The sequence below is a fragment of the Methylobacterium aquaticum genome (genome assembly GCF_001043915.1).
Taxonomy (GTDB): domain Bacteria; phylum Pseudomonadota; class Alphaproteobacteria; order Rhizobiales; family Beijerinckiaceae; genus Methylobacterium; species Methylobacterium aquaticum.
The window spans coordinates 1-21,368 of record NZ_LABX01000215.1; the positions used below are offsets into that span (position 1 = coordinate 1).

20 protein-coding genes are annotated in these 21,368 nt (G+C 71.3%); 11 read left to right on the top strand and 9 right to left on the bottom strand.

All coding sequences use genetic code 11. From position 1 onward, the window contains the following. The 3 genes from VP06_RS25305 to VP06_RS25315 form a co-directional block, all read left to right on the top strand. Positions 1 to 964: class II fumarate hydratase (locus tag VP06_RS25305; protein ID WP_048466577.1), on the top strand; the 964-nt coding region annotated here is incomplete at its 5' end. Between the two features lie 80 nt (positions 965 to 1,044). Then, positions 1,045 to 1,236 (top strand): DUF4169 family protein, encoded by a 192-nt coding sequence (locus VP06_RS25310; RefSeq protein WP_048466578.1) that lies wholly within the window; start codon positions 1,045 to 1,047, stop codon positions 1,234 to 1,236. Further along, entirely contained in the window at positions 1,233 to 1,517 is a 285-nt protein-coding gene (locus VP06_RS25315; protein ID WP_048466579.1) for a ribbon-helix-helix domain-containing protein, read from the top strand. The genes VP06_RS25310 and VP06_RS25315 overlap by 4 nt, the downstream gene beginning before the upstream one ends. Before the next feature lie 123 nt (positions 1,518 to 1,640). Here the strand turns inward: VP06_RS25315 and ygfZ are convergent, their stop codons facing one another. Next, entirely contained in the window at positions 1,641 to 2,462 is an 822-nt protein-coding gene (gene ygfZ, locus VP06_RS25320) for a CAF17-like 4Fe-4S cluster assembly/insertion protein YgfZ (RefSeq protein WP_048466580.1), read from the bottom strand. Between the two features lie 109 nt (positions 2,463 to 2,571). On the opposite strand from ygfZ, the gene VP06_RS25325 reads away from it, so the two are divergent. The 4 genes from VP06_RS25325 (at position 2,572) to VP06_RS25340 (ending at position 6,729) form a co-directional block, all read left to right on the top strand. Further along, the gene (locus VP06_RS25325) at positions 2,572 to 3,912 is read left to right on the top strand and encodes a dihydroorotase (RefSeq protein WP_048466581.1); all 1,341 of its coding nucleotides are present in this window, start codon (positions 2,572 to 2,574) and stop codon (positions 3,910 to 3,912) included. 223 nt (positions 3,913 to 4,135) lie between these two features. Next, positions 4,136 to 4,531: a preprotein translocase subunit SecG gene (gene secG, locus VP06_RS25330; RefSeq protein WP_048466582.1), complete on the top strand. Its 396-nt coding sequence runs from the start codon at positions 4,136 to 4,138 to the stop codon at positions 4,529 to 4,531. A gap of 152 nt (positions 4,532 to 4,683) precedes the next feature. Continuing rightward, entirely contained in the window at positions 4,684 to 6,312 is a 1,629-nt protein-coding gene (locus VP06_RS25335; protein WP_048466583.1) for a CTP synthase, read from the top strand. Between the two features lie 198 nt (positions 6,313 to 6,510). After that, complete coding sequence (locus VP06_RS25340) at positions 6,511 to 6,729, top strand: DUF2934 domain-containing protein (protein WP_048466584.1); 219 nt, start codon at positions 6,511 to 6,513, stop codon at positions 6,727 to 6,729. Between the two features lie 16 nt (positions 6,730 to 6,745). Here the strand turns inward: VP06_RS25340 and VP06_RS38655 are convergent, their stop codons facing one another. Further along, on the bottom strand, positions 6,746 to 8,029 hold the full coding sequence (locus VP06_RS38655; RefSeq protein ID WP_156295765.1) for a M23 family metallopeptidase: 1,284 nt from the start codon (positions 8,027 to 8,029) through the stop codon (positions 6,746 to 6,748). 539 nt (positions 8,030 to 8,568) lie between these two features. After that, the gene (locus tag VP06_RS25350) at positions 8,569 to 11,253 is read right to left on the bottom strand and encodes an MMPL family transporter (protein WP_048466586.1); all 2,685 of its coding nucleotides are present in this window, start codon (positions 11,251 to 11,253) and stop codon (positions 8,569 to 8,571) included. A 392-nt stretch (positions 11,254 to 11,645) separates the two neighbouring features. Between VP06_RS25350 and ispH the strand changes: the two genes are divergently transcribed. Beyond that, positions 11,646 to 12,602 (top strand): 4-hydroxy-3-methylbut-2-enyl diphosphate reductase, encoded by a 957-nt coding sequence (ispH, locus tag VP06_RS25355; protein WP_048466587.1) that lies wholly within the window; start codon positions 11,646 to 11,648, stop codon positions 12,600 to 12,602. A gap of 122 nt (positions 12,603 to 12,724) precedes the next feature. Beyond that, positions 12,725 to 13,879, top strand: coding sequence for an adenosyl-hopene transferase HpnH (gene hpnH / locus VP06_RS25360; RefSeq protein WP_048449925.1), 1,155 nt, complete (start codon positions 12,725 to 12,727; stop codon positions 13,877 to 13,879). Here hpnH and VP06_RS25365 read toward each other — a convergent pair. The 6 genes from VP06_RS25365 to VP06_RS25390 all read right to left on the bottom strand — a co-directional run bounded on the left by VP06_RS25365 (position 13,802) and on the right by VP06_RS25390 (position 19,494). After that, positions 13,802 to 14,542, bottom strand: a complete 741-nt coding sequence (locus tag VP06_RS25365) for a phosphorylase (protein WP_048466588.1) — start codon at positions 14,540 to 14,542, stop codon at positions 13,802 to 13,804. The genes hpnH and VP06_RS25365 overlap by 78 nt on opposite strands. A 451-nt stretch (positions 14,543 to 14,993) precedes the next feature. Beyond that, positions 14,994 to 15,164: a hypothetical protein gene (locus tag VP06_RS38265; RefSeq protein WP_245291306.1), complete on the bottom strand. Its 171-nt coding sequence runs from the start codon at positions 15,162 to 15,164 to the stop codon at positions 14,994 to 14,996. Positions 15,165 to 15,409: 245 nt separating this feature from the next. Beyond that, positions 15,410 to 15,895 (bottom strand): nuclear transport factor 2 family protein, encoded by a 486-nt coding sequence (locus tag VP06_RS25375; RefSeq protein WP_048466589.1) that lies wholly within the window; start codon positions 15,893 to 15,895, stop codon positions 15,410 to 15,412. A gap of 137 nt (positions 15,896 to 16,032) precedes the next feature. Then, complete coding sequence (locus tag VP06_RS25380; RefSeq protein WP_048466594.1) at positions 16,033 to 16,305, bottom strand: hypothetical protein; 273 nt, start codon at positions 16,303 to 16,305, stop codon at positions 16,033 to 16,035. Positions 16,306 to 16,442: 137 nt separating this feature from the next. Then, positions 16,443 to 18,281 carry an aminopeptidase P family protein gene (locus VP06_RS25385; RefSeq protein WP_048466590.1) on the bottom strand — a complete coding sequence of 613 codons (1,839 nt, stop codon included), beginning with the start codon at positions 18,279 to 18,281 and terminating at the stop codon, positions 16,443 to 16,445. A 67-nt stretch (positions 18,282 to 18,348) separates the two neighbouring features. After that, positions 18,349 to 19,494, bottom strand: coding sequence for a DUF2125 domain-containing protein (locus tag VP06_RS25390; RefSeq protein WP_048466591.1), 1,146 nt, complete (start codon positions 19,492 to 19,494; stop codon positions 18,349 to 18,351). A 139-nt stretch (positions 19,495 to 19,633) separates the two neighbouring features. On the opposite strand from VP06_RS25390, the gene VP06_RS25395 reads away from it, so the two are divergent. Together VP06_RS25395 and VP06_RS25400 are read left to right on the top strand one after the other, a co-directional pair. Beyond that, a complete protein-coding gene (locus VP06_RS25395; RefSeq protein WP_048466592.1) occupies positions 19,634 to 20,176 on the top strand; it encodes a gamma-glutamylcyclotransferase in 543 nt (180 codons plus the stop codon). A 141-nt stretch (positions 20,177 to 20,317) separates the two neighbouring features. Further along, on the top strand, positions 20,318 to 21,368 hold a 1,051-nt coding region (locus VP06_RS25400), incomplete at its 3' end, for an MFS transporter (protein ID WP_048466593.1).

Genomic DNA, 21,368 nt, shown 5'->3' on the forward strand with positions numbered 1-21,368 from the left:
GACCGCGATGCACATCGCGGTGGCCCGCGAGATCAGCGACCGGCTGATGCCGGCGCTCCAGCACCTGCACCGCGCCCTCGACGCCAAGGCGGGTGAGTTCGCCGAGATCGTCAAGATCGGCCGCACCCACCTTCAGGACGCGACCCCGGTCACGCTCGGCCAGGAATTCTCCGGCTACGCTGCCCAGGTGGCGCTTGGCGGCGCGCGCGTCGGCGCGACGCTTCCCGGCGTGCTGGCCCTGGCGCAGGGCGGCACGGCGGTGGGCACCGGGCTCAACGCGCATCCCGAGTTTGCCGAAAAGTTCGCCGCCAAGGTGGCGGAGCTGACCGGGCTGCCCTTCACCTCGGCCGACAACAAGTTCGAGGCGCTGGCGACCCACGACGCCCTGGTCTTCACGCAAGGAGCGCTCAGCGCGCTGGCGAGCGGCCTGTTCAAGATCGCCAACGACATCCGGCTGATGGGGTCGGGCCCGCGCTCGGGCCTCGGCGAGATCTCGCTGCCGGAGAACGAGCCGGGCTCCTCGATCATGCCCGGCAAGGTCAACCCGACCCAGGCCGAGGCGCTGACGATGGTGTGCTGCCAGGTGGTCGGCAACGGCACGACGGTCTCGATGGCGGGCAGCCAGGGCCACCTGGAACTGAACGTCTACAAGCCGGTGATCGCCAACGCGGTACTGCAATCGGTGCGGCTCCTCGCCGACGCCGCGGTGAGCTTCGCCGACAATTGCGTCGTCGGCATCAAGCCGAACCACGACCGCATCGCCGACCTGATGAGCCGCTCGCTGATGCTCGTCACCGCGCTCGCGCCCTCGATCGGCTATGACAAGGCTGCCGAGATCGCCAAGACCGCGCACAAGAACGGCACCACGCTGAAGCAGGAGGCGCTGCGCCTCGGCTACGTCACCGAGGAGCAATTCGACGCGGTGGTGCGGCCCGAGGACATGCTGGCGCCGAGCGCGGAATAGTCCCACTCTGACAGCCGCCCCGCGCAGCTTATCGCCGCGTGGGGCGTTTTCCGGATCGTGGGGGCGCGGAGGATCGGGTCATGGCCGAGATCATCAACCTGAAGCAGGTCCGCAAGGCCCGCGAGCGGGCCGCCAAGGAGGCCCAGGCGGTGGAGAACCGCGTCGTGTTCGGTCGGCCGAAGGCGGCGAAGACCCGGGAAGAGGCCCGCAAGACCCTGGAGGCCACCCGGCACGAGGGCCACCGGCTGAAGACCCCCGACAGCGAGGCATGAGCCTGGAGCGAGATCCGCCATCGGGCGTCCTTCCCGACGGCGGGCTGCTCAAGCGCTCCCTCGTCATCGCCGGTCACCGCACCAGCGTCTCCCTCGAGGCGGCGTTCTGGGAGGCGTTGCGCCAGCTTGCGGCGGCGCGGGGCCTCTCGGTTCAGGCGCTGGTCGGGCGCATCGACGCCGAGCGCGGTGAGCAGAACCTGTCCTCGGCGATCCGGGTCTTCGTGCTGCGGGCGGTATGGCCGAGGGAGGGGGCGGCCGAACACGCCTCTCGGTCAGGGTGAGGCAGGTCGCGCACCGCTGACCTCGTTTCCGCCTGCGGGTCCGGATCCCGGGCTCCGCTGCGCGGGTCCGGGATGACGCGGGCGATGTCAGGTAAGCGGGCGAGATCTTCGGGGGGGGGTCGTTCACACCGGCCACGCAAAGGTCGCGAAGCCCGGCTTCTCGACCTCCACCGTCCGCCCCCCGGCCAGCACCGGCTCCCCCGCCGCCAGCGCCTCGCCGAGGCGGTCGATCCGCAGCATCGCCAGCCCGCGCTCGCCAACCCCGCTGCCGGTCTGGCCGAGGCTCCGCTCGCCGGCAACGACCGGCTCGCCGGGAGTCGCCGCCGCCCCGTCGCGATAGGCCAGCGGCACGATCCGAGTCCGGGCGGTGCCGCGATGCTGCATCCGCGACACGACTTCCTGGCCGACATAGCAGCCCTTCTTGAAATCGACCCCGCCGATCTGGTCCATCAGCGCCTCGTGCGGGAAGGCGTCGCCGAAGGGGAAGTCGGCCCCGCCCTCGGGCACGCCGAGGCCGATGCGGTGGGCCGCATAGGCGGCTGCGTCGGCATCCGCCGCCGGGGCCTCCGCGGCATAGATGCGCCAGCCGAGCGTGGCGAGGCGTCCGTCACGGAGCGCCGCGGCGGGGGCATCGCCGCCCCAGCCCACGGCAACGACGAGGGGCGACGCCTCGACCGTGACCTGCGCCCGCAAACGGTAGAGCGTCAGGCGCTTGACGAGATCGGCAGCCTTCTCCCGGGCGGTGTCGAGGCGGTAGCCGTCCGGCACCCGGCTCACCAGGAAATCGAACAGGATCTTGCCTTGCGGGCTCAGGAGCGCGCCGAGCCGGGCTTCCCCCTCCGGCAGCGTCTCGACGTTGCAGGTCAGGAGACCCTGGAGGAAGCTCGACGCATCGGCACCGGTGACCGACACGATGGCACGGTCCGGCAGGAGGGCAAGCGGCATCGGGGGTCCTTTGCTTGAACCGTGGGCGGGCCTGACATAAGCCGCCTGCGCCCGGCCCTCAATCGGGGCACCGGGTGAACGCGGATTGCGGACGAGGGGAACCCCGACGATGAGCCAGAGCTTCGATCTCCTCCTGCGCGGCGGCACCGTGATCAACCACGATGGCGAGGGTCTGGCCGATCTCGGCGTGACGGCCGGGCGGGTCGCGGCCATCGGCGATCTGTCGCGGGCATCGGCCGGCCGCATCCTCGATTGCCGCGGCCTCCACCTCCTGCCGGGCGTGATCGACAGTCAGGTCCATTTCCGCGAGCCCGGCCTCGACCACAAGGAGGATCTGGAGACCGGGTCCCGCGCCGCCGTGATGGGCGGCGTGACGACCGTGTTCGAGATGCCCAACACCGTGCCGCAGACGACCAATCCGGAGGCGCTCGCGGACAAGCTGGCCCGCGCGCATCACCGGATGCATTGCGACTTCGCCTTCTGGGTCGGCGGCACGCATGAGAACGCCAAGGATGTCGCCGAGCTGGAGCGCCTGCCGGGCGCGGCCGGCATCAAGGTGTTCATCGGCTCGTCCACGGGCTCGCTCCTCGTCGAGGACGATGCCGGCATCACCGAGATCCTGAAGCGCACCCGCCGCCGCTCGGCCTTCCACGCCGAGGACGAGGCGATGCTGCGCGAGCGCAAGGACCTGCGGGTGCCGGGCGATCCGTCCTCGCATCCGGTCTGGCGCTCGCCGGAAGCCGCGCTGAAGGCCACCGAGCGCCTGGTCCGCATCGCCCGCGAAACCGGCGCCCGCATCCACATCCTGCACATCTCCACCAAGGAGGAGATGCGCTACCTCAGCCAGCACAAGGACGTCGCGACCTGCGAGCTGACGCCGCATCACCTGACGCTCGACGGCGACGACGCCTATGCCCGGCTCGGCACGCTGGTGCAGATGAACCCGCCGGTGCGCAGCGCGGAGCATCGCGAGGGCCTGTGGTGGGGCCTGTCGCAGGGCGTGGCCGACGTGCTCGGCTCCGACCATGCGCCGCATACGCTGGAGGAGAAGCGGAAGCCCTATCCCGACTCGCCCTCCGGCATGACCGGCGTGCAGACCCTGGTGCCGGTAATGCTCGACCATGTCGCTGCCGGCCGGCTGTCGCTGCAACGCTTCGTCGATCTCACCAGCGCCGGACCGAAGCGCGTCTTCGGCATCGCCCGCAAGGGGCGCCTCGCGGTCGGCTATGACGCCGACGTGACGGTGGTGGACCTGAAGCGCCGCGAGACCATCACCAATGCCTGGATCGCCTCCAAATGCGGCTGGACGCCTCATGACGGCCGCCAGGTCACCGGCTGGCCGGTCGGCACCGTGGTGCGCGGGCAGGCGGTGATGTGGGACGGCACGCTGGCCGAGCCGTCGCGCGGCGAGGCGGTGCGGTTCGAGGAGGGATTCCCCGCGAGGGGCTGACCCGCCACGGCCAACCCTTCCACCGGAACTCGGTCCCGCCCGAGTTCCGCGGGGGCGGGTCACGGCTTGCGCGGCGGCGGGCTCTTCACACCGCCATTCCGCCCACCACCCTTGGCGTCGGCGCACTTCTCGTATAGGAGCGCCCGGAATTGGAGGTCCGGACGCATCCGCGTGCCGGCCATTGCCACGTTGGCGGTCCGACCAGGGCCGGCCCGGAAGCCCGATGCAGACCGTCCTGATCGTCGTCCACCTGATCATCGTCCTCGCCCTGATCGGCGTGGTCCTGTTGCAGCGCTCCGAGGGCGGCCTCGGCCTCGGCGGCGGGGGCGGCACGCAGGGTTTCATGACCGGCCGCGGCCAGGCCAACGCGCTGACCCGTGCCACCGCGATCCTGGCGGCCCTGTTCTTCGCCACCAGCATGGTCCTGGCGATCATGTCGCATCGGAGCGCGGGCCCGCGCTCGATCTTCGACGGCGCCGGCACCAAGGCGCCGGCCGGCCAGCCCGGAGCGCCTCCGGCCGGCAACGTCCTCGACCAGCTGCGCCAGCAGCAGGGCGACGCGCCCGCCCCGGCGGCTCCCGCCGCGCCGGCCGTCCCCACGGCGCCGCAGTCGCGCTGAAGCCCGCACGGCCTCCGAGTCCGGCGGCGCGCCCGCGCCGCCCTCACGTCCGAACAATTTTGTGAATCCGGCCGGCCCCGCCGCCCGGACATGACCCCGTTGAGCTGAGGGCGTTTGGCAACCCGGCCACGCCTGTGTATGGAGCAGGTCCCATGACGCGGTATGTCTTCATCACCGGCGGCGTGGTCTCCTCGCTCGGCAAGGGTCTCGCTTCCGCCGCCCTCGCGGCCCTGCTCCAGGCCCGCGGCTACAAGGTCCGCCTGCGCAAGCTGGACCCCTACCTCAACGTCGATCCGGGCACGATGAGCCCGACGCAGCACGGCGAGGTCTTCGTCACCGACGACGGCGCCGAGACCGATCTCGATCTCGGCCATTACGAGCGCTTCACCGGCGTGCCGGCGACCCGGGCCGACAACATCACCACCGGCCGGATCTACCTCGACATCATCACCAAGGAGCGCCGCGGCGACTATCTCGGCGCCACCATCCAGGTGATCCCGCACGTCACCAACGCCATCAAGGAATTTGTCCTCGACGGCAACGACGCCTACGACTTCGTGCTGGTCGAGATCGGCGGCACCGTCGGCGACATCGAGGGCCTGCCGTTCTTCGAGGCGATCCGCCAGCTCGGCCAGGAGCTGCCGCGCGGCACCTGCGCCTATGTCCACCTGACGCTCCTGCCCTACATCCCGTCGGCCGGGGAATTGAAGACCAAGCCGACCCAGCACTCGGTGGCGGAGCTGCGCTCGATCGGCATCCAGCCCGACATCCTGCTCTGCCGCTGCGACCGGGCGATCCCCCGCGAGGAGCGCCGCAAGCTCGCGCAGTTCTGCAACGTGCGCGAATCGGCGGTGATCGAGGCGCGGGATGTCGGCACGATCTACGAGGTGCCGCTCTCCTACAAGGAGGAGGGCCTGGACCGCGAGGTGCTGGCGCATTTCGGCTTCGAGACCGGCCCCGAGCCGAAGCTCGACCGCTGGCGCGACATCGTCGGCCGGATCAAGAATCCGGAAGGCGAGGTCTCGATCGCCATCGTGGGCAAGTACACGGGCCTCAAGGACGCCTACAAGTCGCTGATCGAGGCACTGAACCACGGCGGCATCGCCAACCGGGTCAGGGTCAACCTGGAGTGGATCGAGTCCGAGGTGTTCGAGCGCGAGGACCCGGCGCCGTTCCTGGAGGGGCTCAACGGCATCCTGGTGCCGGGCGGCTTCGGCCAGCGCGGGGCGGAAGGAAAGATCCGCGCCGCCCGCTACGCCCGCGAGCGCAAGATCCCGTATTTCGGCATCTGCTTCGGCATGCAGATGGCCGTCGTGGAGGCGGCCCGGTCCCTCGCCGGGATCCCGGACGCCAACTCGACCGAGTTCGGCCCGACGCCGGAGCCGGTGGTCGGCCTGCTGACCGAGTGGATGCGCGGCAACGAACTCGAGCGCCGGGTGGCCGAGGGCGATCTCGGCGGCACGATGCGGCTCGGCTCCTACACGGCGGCGCTGGCGCCCGATTCGCAGATCGCGAAGATCTACGGCGGCACGCGCATCGCCGAGCGCCATCGCCACCGCTACGAGGTCAACATGGCCTATCGCGAGCGGCTGGAGGCGAAGGGCCTGCGCTTCGCCGGCCTGTCGCCGGATGGGCTGCTCCCTGAGACCGTCGAGGTGGTGGGCCATCCCTGGTTCATCGGCGTGCAGTTCCACCCCGAGCTGAAGTCGCGGCCGTTCGAGCCGCACCCGCTGTTCCAGAGCTTCATCGCCGCGGCGATCGAGCAGAGCCGGCTGGTCTGACGGCGGGCGGGGCGGTCGATCCGATGACGGGGGCCGGGCGGAGGCGTCCGGACCAACATAGGTTATCGCCAAGGCACGGTGCCTCGCCCCGTCGCGCCGTTCCATCGCGACAGCGATACCGACCCACGGTATAGGAGCCTCAAGAACCGGCCCTCCGGCAGGAAGCGGGGACCGGCATGGGTCAAGAGGTCATCGGTGATGCGTGAGATACCCCTGGCGGCGATCCGGGCCCGCGCCTACGACATCTGGGAGCGCAACCACCGTCCGGACGGCTACGAGATCCAGTTCTGGCTCCTCGCCGAGCGCGAGTTGCGGGCCGAGCAGGAGAGCCGGCGGGATGCCGGGGTCGACGAGGCCCCGTCTGAGGCGCCGCAGCGGGGAGGACTCGGCCAACGGACCGAGGCGGTCGGCAAGTAGGGCACGGGCCGTCCGATCAGCGTGAGGCGAGCCGGGCCCCTGCCCGGAGGAAGCGCTGGGGATCAACCGGCTCGCCGTCGATCCGGGTCTCGTAATGCAGGTGCGTGCCGGTGGAGCGGCCAGTGGACCCGACCCGGCCGACCATCTGGCCCGCCGCGACGGTCTGGCCGGGCACCACCGTGATCGCCGAGAGATGGGCGTAGCGGGTCACGAGGCCGTGGCCGTGATCGACCTCGACCATGTTGCCGTAGCCGCCCGCATAATCCGCGAGGGTCACCGTGCCGGCAGCGGTGGCCCGCGCCGGGGCGCCGTACTCGCCGCGCAGGTCGATGCCGGTATGGAGGGCAAGGCCGCGGGTGAAGGGGTCGACCCGGTAGCCGAAGGTGCTGGAGAGCCCACCATCGGCCATCATCGGTCGTCGCAGCGGCAGGGCGGCGACGATCCTCCTCAGGCTGTCGCGCTCGCCGAAGTCGCGCTCCGCTTGCAGGATGGCCGTTTCGAACGGGCCCGATCCGGCCGGCACCAGCGGACCGCCGATCCCGCCGCCGCGGGGCGCCGCGAAGCGCCGCGCATCCAGCCCGGTCTCCGCCACCACCATCCGCAGGCGGGCGGCCTCGCTGCGGCTGCCCGCGGCAAGGCGGCCGACCGCCTGGCTCTGGCGCGCCTCCAGTCCGTCGAGGGCGTGTTCCAGCGTCGCCATCCGCAGGGTCACGCCGGGGGAGGGGGCTGGTGCGAGAGCGTCCGCATCCGTGCGCAGGCCGAGGGCTTCGGGCGTCGGAGCCGGCGCGGGACCCGGGGAAGAGGGCAGAGGGGCATAGGGCATCGCCCGGGGGGGCACGGTCCTGGAGTCCCGCGCCGCCCAGGCGCTGGTGACGCCCATTCCATCCTCACCCAGCGCTCCCGTGACGCCGCCGGCCTGCTCGGCGAGGCCCATCAGCATCGCCTGCCGGCTCTCCAGCGCCACCTGCCGCCCGGCGAGATCGGCCAGCCGCGTCTCGACCCCGTCCTGCTCCAGGAGCTTCTGCGTCGCCACCCGGTCGAGCCGGGCCCGCAGGGCGCTGACCCGCTCCTCGTAGGCGTATTGCATCGCGGCCTGGCGCTCCATGAACCGGGCCAGCGCGTCGTCGCGGAAGATGATGAACCACGTCGCGGCGCTCGCCCACAGGGACAAGGCCCCGAAAGCCAGGGCGGCGATCACCACGGTCCGCCGCCGCACCACCCAGACCCGTGCCGGGCCACCGGACTCGGAAGCCGATCGCTGGAGGGGGGCGACGAGGGACGAAAGGCGGGAAGGCAGCATCGGGACGGTCCGTAACCTGACCGGTACCGTCGCGGGTTAAGGTTAAGGATGTTTCAAGGGCGGTGACGACCGGTGCCGGGCGGCCGTGTCGCCGCGTCCTTTCTGCCATCTTTTCGCATGGCCAAGACAGCAACCGAGGGTGGCTCCTGCGTCACGGGGGGCGCGCTCGTCGGGGAGCCTGGGACGGATGAGGTCGCATGTCGCCGCGGCAAGCTGAGGTCTCCGCGCTACCAGGACGACCGCTGGTGCTTGATTGGTCGAAGTCGGAAAAGTACCACAAATTACATCAGCGGGCGAAGATGCTGACGCATCCGACCGTCGGTATCATGGGATGTGAGTTTATAGTTTCGAGCGCGATCCCCTCTCGCGAGCGGACATGAGACTGCGCGCTCAAAATACGATCGCAAAATTGAGGCGCTTGCAGCCGGCTTCGATTGAGCGGTAGCTCGCGGGGGGAGGAGAGACCCGCGCTCCTCACGTGAGAAGGCCCGCCCCTTGGTGGAGGGCGGGCCTCGATGGCACGACACGTCGCCCGGCCGTCAGGCCGGGATCAGCGGATCCCGCCGGGCCGCGTTCTCCGGCACCCCGTCCTTCGCCGTCTGCTTCGGCGGCGGGCCGAGGAAGGCCGGCACGATGAAGAAGGCGGCCAGCAGGGTGAAGAACAGCGACAGGGCGAGGAGCTTGCCCATGCTGGCGGTGCCCGGATGGCTCGACAGCACCAGCGAGCCGAAGGCGGTGCCGGTGGTGAGCGCCGAGAAGAAGATTGCCCGGGTCAGGCTCGAGGCCAGCATGTCGGCGACGCCGGCCCGCCAGGCGATCACGTAGTAGATGTGGAAGGCGACGCCGACGGCCAGCATCAGCGGCAGCGCGATGATGTTGGCGAAGTTGAGCGGCATGCCGATCAGATAGAGCGCCTCCAGCGTCCACAGGGTGGCGAGCACCAGCGGTCCGAGTGCCATGGCGACGTCCCAGGGCCGGCGCAGGGCCACCGACAGGATGATGAAGATCGAGAGCAGCGCCAACAGGCCCGCCTCGATGAAGGCGCCGAGGATGGTGTGGCTCGACCGGGTGGTGGCGACGGGCGCGCCGGTGGCGTGCGGGGCCACGCTCAGGACTTCCTTGGAGAAGCGCCGCAGAACCGTGTTGTCGTTCGAGTTGCCCTTCGGCTGCACCTCGATCCGGGCCTTGCCGTCGGCGGCGATCCAGTCGGAGCGGATCTGCTTGGGCAGGTTCTCGAGCGTGACCTTCTCCGGCGCGAGCAGGCCGCGCAGGCGGGTGAGCAGGGCCTTCAGGTTCGGCACCACCGCGGCGGCGGCGGCCTCCCGCACCGGCGGCTCGGCATTGGCCAGACGCTCGAGAGTGTCGGCGAAGCCCTGGATGGTGGCGAGCGGACCGGTGGCGGCGGCGCTCGGCTCCTTCGCTCCCTGCGAGTCCTTGGCTCCCTGCGAGTCCTTGGACCCCTGCGCGATCCCGCGGAGCGCCGTCACGGCGTTGCGGATCGCCGTCACCACCTCGCGGTCGGTCGGCGCGGGGGCGACGCGGGGCGGGTTGAGCACAGGGCCGAGCACCTGCGCCGCGTCCTCGATGGTCGCGAGCTTCTGGTCCTGATCGGCGGGCACGAAGGTGTTGATGTCGATCACGCTGGCGACACTCGGCAGGGCCGTCAGCTTCTGGACCATCGGGGTGATGGCGTCGCGGTTCGGCACCACCACGTCGATCGAGTTGGGGCTGGTCTTCGGGTCCTTGGCGAGGTCGAGATAGGTTGCGACCGATTCCACCTTCGCGCTGCGCAGATGCATCGGGTTTGAATCGAAGGGCAGCCAATAGAGCAGCGGCAGGCCCGCCACCGTGACGAGGCCGGTGAGCACCAGGACCAGCTTGCGGTGGGCGAGGATCCAGTGGTCGACCGAGGCCATGCTGGCGGTGCCGACCTCCTGCTTCTCGCCCGGCGGCCGCAGCACGGCGATCAGCGCCGGCAGCAGCGTGAGGGAGAACAGGTAGGCGACGATCATGCCGACGCCGGCGATCAGGCCGAGTTCGGACACGCCGCGAAAATCGGTCGGCAGGAACGAGAAGAAGCCGGCAAGGAGCGACACCGCCGCGAGCGTCAGCGACCAGCCGACGCCGCGGGCCGCCGAGCGGATCGCCCGCTCCAGATTCGCCTCGGCGAAGCGATCGGCGCGGTAGCGGACCGCGAACTGGATGCCGAAATCGATGCCGAGGCCGACGAACAGGGCCGCGAAGGCGACCGAGATCGGGTTCAGCTCGCCCACCATCGCAAGGCCGAGGGCCGCCGTGACGATGAGCCCCGCGAAGGTGGTGACGAGCACCGCGACGACCAGGCTGCCGGAGCGGAGCGCCAGCCACAGGAACAGCACGATGGCGCCGCCGGTGATCGAGTAGTTCAGCCCCGCATCGTCGGCGAGCGTCGCGAACTCGTCGTCCGCCACCGCGACCTGGCCGGTGAGGCGCACCCGCACCCCGTTGGCCTCGGTCAGGCCGAGGCTGCGGGCGGTCTCGCGGATCAGCTGGGTCGCCTTCTCGCCGGGCTGGAGGGCATCGTAATCGAGGACCGGCTGGGCGATGACGAAGCGGCGCAGGTCGCTCGGCGCCGCCTTGCCGCCGGAGAGCAGCAACTGCCACGAGAGCTGCGCCGGCTCGCCCTTCAGCACGCGGTCGAAGACCTCCTTCATCTGCCCCATCGGGCCGACGAGATCCTCGGGCTTGGCCTGGCCGGCCTTTACCCCTTGAGCGCCCATCACCATGGCCTGCATGATGCCGCGCAGGGACGGGTCGGCGGCGAGCGGCCCGAGCAGGCCTTGCTGCTGGATCAGCTTCTCGGTGGTCTGGTCCAACTCCTTCTGCGACAGCAGCAGGAGGCCGTTCTTGTCGAAAAACGGCCCGCCATCGGGGCGGTAGACGATCGGCAGCAGGTCCTTGTTGGCGGAGAGGGCCTGGGTCAGGCGGTTCGCCGCCTCCTCGGCCTGTTCCGGCGTCTTCGCATCGATCACCGTGACGAGCAGGTTGCCGCGCTGCGGAAACATCTTCTCGAACTGGATCTCGTCCTGACGCCACGGCACGTCCGGCGTGATCAGGCGCTCGACATCGGTGTTGATGCGGAAGAGGTGCGCCGCCGCGACGGCGCTCGCGACGGTGAGCAGCAGCGCCGCCACGAGGACGAGCCAGCGCCGGTGTACGGAAAACGCCACGAGCCGTTCGATCACGATGCGAAGCCTGCCTCTAGCTCGCGGGCCAGGTGGCGGCCCGGTGAAGTCCTGACGATCGGCCCGACGGGCCTGCCGGGACGGCGATGTTCCCTTGCAAGGCCCGCACCGGCCGTGACCAGTATAGCGCGCGGGGCGGCGGCGCCCACGGTCACGGTGTCGGTCGGCGCCACGGCAACGCCCGGGGGGGGCGTCCGTGTCGCGCTAGGTAATGACCCGCAGGCCCGAATGCAACGCATTGGGCCGAAACGGATCCCCGATCCGGCCCTGCCTGCGTCGCCCACATCCTTTGGCCCAGCTCGGCTTTACGTCGCCGCGGCCCCCGCCTTACACGTCGGGCAGGGAGGGCCTTGCCCGGCAGGAGCGGGGCCCGGATCGGGGTCGCGACGAAGATGCGGGTGGCGGGAGAGCGGGAGAGCGGGCTCGACCTCGTGCTGGCCCAGCCGAGGGGCTTCTGCGCCGGGGTGGTGCGGGCGGTCGACATCGTCGAGCGGGTGATCGCCCGCGGCGATAGCCCGGTTTATGTACGCCACGAGATCGTCCATAACGGTCGCGTCGTCGCCGACCTGAAGGCCAAGGGCGCCCGCTTTGTCGAGAGCCTGGACGAGGTGCCGGACGGCGCCACCACGATCTTCTCGGCCCATGGCGTGTCGCGGGCGGTCGAGGCGGAGGCCGCGCGCCGCGGGCTCCCGGTCGTCGACGCCACCTGTCCGCTGGTCGCCAAGGTCCATGGGCAAGGCCGGCGCTACGCCGCGCAGGGCCGCACGGTGATCCTGGTGGGGCATGCCGGCCATGCCGAGGTCGAGGGCACGCTCGGGCAGATCGACGGCACGGTGCATCTCGTCGGCAGCGTCGCGGAGGCCGAGGGGCTCGACCTTCCGGCCGGGACGCCGCTGGCCTACGTCACCCAGACCACGCTCAGCGTCGACGACACGCGGGCGATCATCGCGACCCTGCGGCGGCGCTTTCCCGATCTCGTGGGCCCCGAGACCCGGGACATCTGCTACGCGACCCAGAACCGGCAGGCCGCCGTGCGGGCGCTGGCCGACATCGCCGACGTGATCCTGGTGGTGGGCGCGCGCAATTCCTCGAACTGCAACCGCCTGCGCGAGATCGCCGCCGAGGCCGGCCGGCCGAGCCACCTCGTCGAGGGGGCGCAGGACCTGGAGCAAATCGCGCTCGACGGCGTGCGGACCCTCGGCCTGACCGCCGGCGCCTCGACGCCCGAGGTGGTGATCGCCGAGGTGATTGCTGCGTTGCAGCGTCGCACCCCACTGCGGATTTCCAGTCTGCCCGGCATTGTCGAGGGTGTGACCTTTCCGCTCCCGTCGAGTTTGAGCCACACTTAGACAATTCCGAGCGCAGCTTGGACCATTTCGAACCTAGCTTGCTGGAAATTCGCCACTTTTCGGGCTAATCAGCCCGCTTGGCACAGCACCCGACACGAACCACGACACAAGGAGCCTTGGTCTTGGGCATTCCTCTCCGGTACGTCGCGAAGATCGGCGGCTACATTCTCAAGCAGCACCTCACTGGCCGCAAGCGCTATCCGCTGGTCATGATGATGGAGCCGTTGTTCCGCTGCAATCTCGCCTGCGCGGGATGCGGCAAGATCGACTATCCGGACGAGATCCTGAACAAGCGTCTCCCGGTCGACGAGGCTCTCGAATCGGTCCGCGAGTGCGGTGCACCCGTCGTGGTCATCGCGGGCGGCGAGCCGCTGCTGCACAAGGACCTGCCGCAGATCGTCGAGGGCATCATCGCCCAGAAGAAGTTCGCGATCGTCTGCACCAATGCGCTTCTGCTCGAGAAGAAGATCGCGCAGTACAAGCCGAGCCCGTATTTCACCTGGTCGATCCATCTCGATGGCGACAAGGAGATGCACGACCAGTCGGTGTGCCAGCGCGGCGTCTACGACAAGGCGGTGGCGGCGATCCAGAAGGCCAAGGAGATGGGCTTCCGGGTCACGATCAACTGCACCTTCTTCAACAACTCCTCGGCCGACAAGATCGCCGACTTCTTCGACAGCGTGACCCGGATGGGCATCGACGGCATCACCGTCTCCCCCGGCTACGCCTACGAGCGCGCCCCCGACCAGCAGCACTTCCTCAACCGCCGGGCGACCAAGGACCTGTTCCGCGGCGTGTTCCGCCTCGGCAAGGAGAAGGGCCGCGAGAAGTGGACCTTCCAGCAATCGGGCCTGTTCCTCGACTTCCTGGCCGGCAACCAGACCTATCACTGCACGCCGTGGGGCAACCCGACCCGGACGGTCTTCGGCTGGCAGAAACCGTGCTACCTGCTCGGCGAGGGTTACGCCAAGACCTTCAAGGAGCTGATGGAGACCACGGATTGGGACGCCTACGGCACCGGCAACTACGAGAAGTGCGCCGACTGCATGGTGCATTCCGGCTACGAGGCGTCCTCGGTGGTCGACTCGGTGAAGAAGCCGTGGAAGCCGGTGATCTACGCCCTGCGCGGGATCAAGACCGAGGGCGAGATGGCTCCCGAGATCTCCCTCGAGAACCAGCGCCCGGCCGAGTTCGTGTTCTCACGCAACGTCGCGCAGAAGCTCTCCGAGATCCGGGACGCCAAGGCCGACGCCAAGAAGCGCGCGACAGCGGCCTAACGAGGCGAAGGCCGCCGACGAGTCGCGGGCGAGGCGAATCAGCCCGCCCACGCTAGCGGAGCGCCGCGCCAGAGCCGCCAGGACGGCGAGGAGATCGGGCTCGCCGTCCGGCTTGAGGGCCTTGGCGATCGCCGCCGGCAGGGCGCGGTCGGCCGGGTCGCACACCACCCGGACGGCGCAGAACGGCAGGCCATGCGCCTCCGCGAAGGCCGCCGCGACATGGGATTCCATGTCGACCACCGCCGCGCCGGTCTCGGCGCGCAACTGCGCCTTGGCGTGCGGCGACAGGACTGCCGCCTCAACCCCCACGACATCGGCCTCGATCACCCGCGCCGGCGCGTCCACCAGGCGGCGGGCGAGCGCAGCGACGACCTGAGGATGCGCCGGGTGCCGGACGCCCCCGGCGCTGACCCCCGTCGCCACCACGACGTCGCCCGGCACCAGGTTCGGATCGAGCCCGCCGGCGATGCCGATGCTCATCACCGCCCGGCAACCTGGGGCCGCGCGCCCCCGCAAAAGATCCCGCAGCCGCTCCGGATTGCCTCCTGCCCCCACCGTCGCCACGCCCGGCCCGGCCGCGAGCCGCGCCTCGCGGGCAAGGCCGGTCACGGCCAGGACGGGATGGGGGCCGCTCGGAGCGGCGCTGTCCTCGACGACGATCATGCGGAATGGACTCTCGGTGGGAGGCGATCGAGCGCCCCTGATACCAGAGCCGATGAGGCGGTCCTGTGGCGCCGGCGACACGGGACAGGGTCCCGCCAAGCGGCCTCTCTGCCTGCCCATGGCCCGCTGGGCTGCCGGGGAGCGGACGGGCTGATCTGCCGAAAGGGCAGGCTGGAACAATCGCTCAGGCGGTCTGCGGACAAGGCACGATTGTGCTTGCAAGGCCCGGTCCGGCTTGGCTATGACCCGGTCCACACAGAAAAAAGGCCGCCCTTGCGAGGCGGCCCGAAGTCTAGGGAGGAAACGCCCAAAGAGGGCTGCACCGCCGCGACGCCATCGCTGCGGTGCGGGATCGTTGTCTCATGTTGCGCCGCACAAAGCAATCGCGTGCATCGCACAACGGTCATGCTTCGAGCGCATGAGCGAGGCCGCGTCGCGTGGTCCCGCCTCGCTACCGTCGCAGATCCATCTTTCGCAGGCCCCAGAGCGTCAGCAGGATGGCCGCGAGGGCGAAGGGCGCCGCTCCGATCAGCGCGGCGATCGGCTCCGATCCGATGAGCACACCGAGCCCCTTCACCAGGGCCATCAGCAGCAGGAAGCCGCTGACGCAGGCGAGGAGCACGATCGCGCCGCCCCACAGGGTCCAGCCCGAGACGACCCGGGCGATCCGGTCGACCTCCTCGGAGAACAGCGTGATTTATTTCACGGCCAGGCTGCTCGCGAGGCGGACGGCCTCGATGACCAGCCTGATCGTGCTCACCCGCCGGTCGGCCCCCACCGCTCGCGCTCCCGCCTCGCCGCGACCGGGCATCGGTGCGGCGAGCGAAAACGCCCGAGCTTGGCCGTCGTTCCCAGGGTGCTCCCGGCTCAGGCGGGCTTGAGCGGGCAGCTCTGGCGGGCGAGGAGGCGCCAGTCGCCACCCTCCTTGAGCCAGACCTGGAGCACCGCGATGTAGGAGCGGCCGGTCTCGCCGCTGGGCAGGATGTCGGCGCCATCCCAGACGTGGCGGACCATGGCATTGTCGCCGACGATCTGGAACCACGGCTCCGAGAAGGCCAGCGACTTGTAGTTGGTCTTGCCGGCGAGGCTGGCGATGAACTGGGTCTTGGTCTCGATCTTGCGCCCGCTGGAATGGCCGTAGCTGAGCTGCGGGTGGGTCAGGGCGTCGAGCGCCTTCGCGTCACCGTCCACGATCGCAATCCGCAGAGCCTCGAGCTGCCGGGCGACCGCCTCCGTCCCGTCCGCCGCCAGGGCCGCGCCCGATCCGAGCATCGGAGCCGCCAAGCCGGTTGCCACACCCGCCGTCACGCCAGCCAGCAGCACCCGCCGCGAGCAGGTTTCCGTCCGTCCCATGGTCGTCCTCCCGTCCGTGCGGTCGCCGACGGGTTGATCCCGGCCGCGCCGCACGCCCCGAGCTTAGACCGGAGTCCCGGTTCGGGCCACCGGGGTGGCGCGGCCGGGAGCGAATGGGGTCGGGAGGTGAGGACCATTCACCGCGCCTGCCGCGCGGCTCCGCTCGCATCCCGGTCCGCCGCCGCGGCGCTGGCCGCGTCCAGCTCCCCCTGGCAGGCCGGGCTGACGCTGGCATAGTTGCGGCGCAGGCAGCGCTCGATGCGCCGCGTGTTGGGCACGTCGGCGGCGCACAGCGTCATGGCATCCGTCATGCAGGCCATGCGCTGTCGCTCGGTCCCCTGGGCCGAGGCGCCGACGGGCGCGAGGAGCAGAGCGGCGCCCGCCAGGCTGACGGCGCGCGTCCACGGCATCGACATTCGACCTCTCCGGTTCTTTCCGACGGGTCAACACCGACCCGGTCTTCCGGTTCGCGGCAACGCTGTGTTGCGCGGCCGGAAGGGCGGGGCCGACGGGTGATCGCACCGGCCATGGCTACAGGGGGGCTGGGTCACGCCCCTCCGTCAGCGACCGGCCGCGTCGCCGCCACCAGCCACGCGCGGGTCTCCGGATCCACCAGATCGGCGAGCGCCGCGCGCACCCGGGCGTGGTAGGCGTCGAGCCAGGCGGTCTCGTCCGGGGTGAGCAGCTCCGGCGCCACGAGGGCGAGATCGAAGGGGGCGAGCGTCAGGGTCTCGAAGCCCAGCATCGGGCGCTCGGCGCCCGGGATCGCCCGCTCCTCGACCAGGACGAGGTTCTCGGTCCGGATGCCGTAGGCGCGGGTCTTGTAGTAGCCCGGCTCGTTCGAGACGATCATGCCGGGCTGGAGCGCCACCGTGCCGGTCTTGGCGATGCGCTGCGGCCCCTCATGCACCGACAGGAAGGCGCCGACGCCGTGGCCGGTGCCGTGGTCGAAGTCGAGGCCCGCCTCCCAGAGCGGGCGCCGGGCGAAGGCGTCGATCTGCGCCCCCGTGGTGCCGCGGGGAAACACCGCCGTGGCGATGGCGATGTGGCCCTTCAGCACCCGGGTGAAGCGGTCGCGCATCTCCGGGGTCGGGGTGCCGACCGCGACGGTGCGGGTGATGTCGGTGGTGCCGTCGCCGTATTGCGCCCCCGAATCGATCAGGAACAGCTCGCCCGGCTGCACCCGCCGGTCGGTGCCGCGGGTCACGCGGTAATGCACGATGGCGCCGTTCGGCCCGCTGCCCGAGATGGTCGGGAAGGCGATCTCCCGCAAGGCACCGTCCTCGGCCCGGAACGCCTCGAGCCGCACCACCGCGTCGATCTCCGAGACCGCGCCGCCGGGAGCCTCGCGGGCGAGCCAGGCGAGGAAGCGCGTCACCGCGGCGCCGTCGCGCCGGTGCGCGGCACGGGATCCGGCGATCTCGGCGGCGTTCTTCACCGCCTTCATGGCGGTGATCGGGTCGGGCCCGACATCGAGCGTGCCGCCCGCCGCCGCGACCCGCCGGCCGAGCGCCACGGCGCCGGTGGCGGCATCGACCCGCACCCGGGCCCCGGCGGCGCCGAGAGCGTCGAGGGCGGCCGGCAGCGCGGATGGCTCGTCGCGTTGGGCGAGGCCATCGAGGGCCGCGGCGGCCTCGTCCGTGACCTTCTCGGGGTCGAGGAACAGGCGCGCCGCCCCCTCCCGCGGGATCACCGCGTAGCCGAGCGGCAGGGGGGTGTGGGCCACGTCGCCGCCGCGCAGGTTGAAGGCCCAGGCGAGGTTGTGAGGGTCCGAGACGACGAGGGCGTCGACACGTGCCTTGGCGAGGGCCTCGCGGACGCGATCGAGCTTCACCTCCGCCGTCTCGCCCGCCAGGCTCACCGGATGGGCCACCACCGGCGCGCGCGGGGCCGCCGGACGGTCGATCCAGACGAGGTCGACAAGGTTGAGCGGCGTCGCCTCGACCCGCCCGCCCGCGGCGGTGGCGGCGCGCTCCAGCCGGGCGAGCCCGTCGGCGGTGTGCAGCCAGGGATCGTAAGCCAGGACCCCGCCCGCCGGCAGGTTGGCCTCGATCCAGGCTTCGACGCTGGTCTCGGCCAGCGGCACCGGGGTGACGATCGCGGTCTCGACCTGCTCGGCGGCCTGGAGGGTGTAGCGCCCGTCCACCACCAGGGCGGCCTTGTCGGCGAGCACCACCGCCGTGCCGGCCGAGCCGGTGAACCCGGTGAGCCAGGCCAGCCGCTCGGCATGGGGCGGCACATATTCCGACTGGTGCTCGTCGGCCCGGGGCACGACGAAGCCGGAAAAGCCCCGTTGCGCCATCGCGGCCCGGAGCGCGGCGATTCGCGCCGCGCCCTCCCGGTGGCTGGGATCCTCGAAGCTCTGGAATCGGGCAGTCTGGCTCATGCCCACAGGCCTACGACGGCCCGGGCGGGGCGGCAACCGCCCCGACGCCCGAGACGGGGATCTGGTCTCAATACACCGGCTGAAGCCGCACGTTCGGCACCGCGAAGGGCCCGACGATCACCCGGCCGCCCGTGAGGCGGACGGTCGGCAGCACCTTCAGGGGCGGCTCGCCGGGGCGGTCCTGGCCATCCTGCGCCTGTCCCGGCGCCGGTTCCTTGCGGCGCCCGCCGAGGAACTGGCCGACGATGTTGCCGATCAGCGCCGCGCCGTCCCCGCCGAGCCGCGCGCCGATCTGCTCGCTGATCAGCGGCGCGATCACCTGCTCCAGGCCGGCGGTCCGCACGTCGAACTGGCCCGTCGGGCGATGCTGGTCGTCGAGGGCCAGCAGCCCTTGCGCCCGCAGGCGCCGGCTGCCCTTCTCGGCGGCGAGGCTGGCGATCTCCACCGCGCCGCCGGCCTCGCGCCACCTTTCCAGCTCCTGCGCCAGGGGGCGGGTGCGGAAGCCCGTGGCCCGGGTCACCGTGGCGTCGAGGGCGATGTCGGCGGGCTCCGTGCCGCCGAGCACCGGATCGAGGAGCGGCAGGCCCGCCCGTTGCACCCGGGCGCTCAGATCGACCGCACCGTCCGTGGCGAACCGCCCCGGTGTCGGCCGTGCGTGAAGCTCGAGATGGCCGACGGTGAAGTCGATCGGCGAGGGGTCGGCGCCGGTGACGCGGCCCTTCAGCCCGTCCGCCACCAGGGAGGCACGCTGGAAGCCGTCGCCGGTGACGTGGAGGCTCGCTTCGAGCTGGCTCCAGGTCACGTTGCCGTCGAGGTCGCCCTGCTGCACCCGGAACGGCCCCGTCGCCTCCAGGATCACGTGGCGCGGCTGGTAGACCTGCGCCACCGCCACCAGCGGGCCGGTGGTGAAGCGCACATCGGAGCGGGCAAAGCCCAGCGAGGTGCAGCGCAGCTCGAAGCGGAACGGGAAGCCGGTCAGCGCGCGATCGGCGCAGGTCCATTGCCGCCCGGCCCGTGCCTCGCGGGACAACCACCCGTCGATCTCGGCCTCGGCCTTGCCCCGCAGCCAGAACCAGCCCGCACTCCAGGCCAGCGCCAGCAGCACCAGCAGGGCGAACGGCGCGAACAGCCCCAGGCGCAGGCCGGGCCCGCCACCCGTCCCCTTGCCCTGCGGCGTCCCGCCTGCCGGCCCACCATGTGTCGGCCTCTCCATCGGCATGATCCCGGCTATGCGGCGGCCCGCCTGCGGGCCGCCCGGATTGAACCGGGTTCCCGTAGCTGCTACCGGCCGCGCCCGGCAAGTGAGCAAGCGGGACGCGCGGCATGCCGGGGGGACGGGGAGGCATAGGGCGATGGAGGCGGGCAAGCCGTCGGATCTCTGGGTGTTCGGCTACGGCTCGCTGATGTGGCGGCCGGGCTTTCCTTTCGTGGAGAGCGGGCCGGGGCGCCTGCGCGGCTATCACCGCTCGCTCTGTGTGCTCTCGCACGTCCATCGCGGCACGCCGGAGCGGCCGGGCCTGGTGCTCGGGCTCGACCGCGGCGGTTCCTGCCGCGGCATGGCCTTCCGGGTCGCGGGTCCCGAGGCGGCGGGCACGCTCGCCTATCTGCGCGAGCGCGAGCAGGTCACGGCGGTCTATGTCGAGCGGGTGCTCGGCGTCACCCTCGACGACGGGCGTCGGATCGCGGCGGTGACCTACCTCGTCGACCGCCGCCACCCGCAATATGCCGGCCGCCTGCCGGAGGCCGAGGTGATGCGTCTGGTGCGCCAGGGCCTCGGCCGCTCGGGCGCCAACCCGGATTACGTCCGCCACACCCACGACCAGCTCGTCGCCATGGGCATCCCCGACCCGATGCTCGCCCGCCTCGCCGCCGCCTGCGCGGTGCCGAGCCCGTGAGGCCACGGCCGAGGGACCCCCGCCCGCCTGCACGATCATGTCCGGTTCAGGCGCGTTCGGTCGTTTGCGCAGCCAGAGACCCGAACGACAGCCCGAACGGGCGAGAGACCCGAACGGGCAAGCCGGAGCGCCTCCGCGTTGATGACCCCCACGACCCATCTCGCCCTGATCAACGCCTCCGTCGGCGACATCCAGGGCGGGCTCGGCCCCTTCCTCGGCACCTGGCTGGCGCAGGCCGCGCAATGGGGGCCGAGCGAGGTCGGCCTCGTCACCACCATCGTGGGCTTCGCCACCCTCGCCTTGAGCGGGCCGCTCGGTGCCCTGGTCGACCGGCTCGGCCGGCCCCGGTTGCTGATCGCGGTGGCCTGCGCGGGGATCCTCGTCGGCACCCTGCTGCTGCTGCCAGCCCGCTCGTTCATGGCCGTGCTCGCCGCCCAGTTCGTCGCGGCCGCCGGCGGCACCCTGGTGGTGCCCGCGGTGACGGCGCTGACGCTGGGCATGGTCGGCAAGCAGGCGTTCCCGAAGCAGCAGGGCCACAACCAGGCGTGGAACCATGTCGGCATCCTGGCGGCGGCGCTGGCGATCAGTTTCGGCACGCCGGTCATGGGCCCGAGCATCGCCTTCTGGGTGCTGGGCGGCCTCTCGGCCTGCGCCATCGCGGCGGCGCTGACGACGCCTCGGCACGCCTATAACGGCCGCCGCGCCATCGGCTGGACGGAGGACGACCCGGACGGCACGCCGGAACGGTCGGCCGTCCTGACGGTGCTCTCGGACCGACGCCTGCTGATCCTGTCCGCGGCGCTCGCCCTGTTCAACCTCGCCAACGGCTCGATGCTGAGCCTGCTTGGCCAGAAGCTGGTGGCGGCAGGCCAGGACGGCACCGGCTGGACCGCCCGCTACGTCATCGTCGCGCAGGCCGTGATGATCCCGGTGGCGCTCTTTGCCGGCTCGCTCGCCGACCGGCGCGGCCGGCGCCAGCTCCTTCTCGTCGCCTGCGCGATGCTGCCGGCCCGCGCGATCCTCTCCGCCTTCCTGGCCGATCCCTACTGGCTCGTCCTGGCGGAGGTGCTGGACGGCGTCGCCTCGGGGGTGATCGGCGTCGCGGTGCCGGTGGTGGTGGCCGACCTGACCTGGGGCTCCGGCCGCACCCAGACGGCGCTCGGCACCGTCGCGGCGGTGCAGGGGGTGGGGG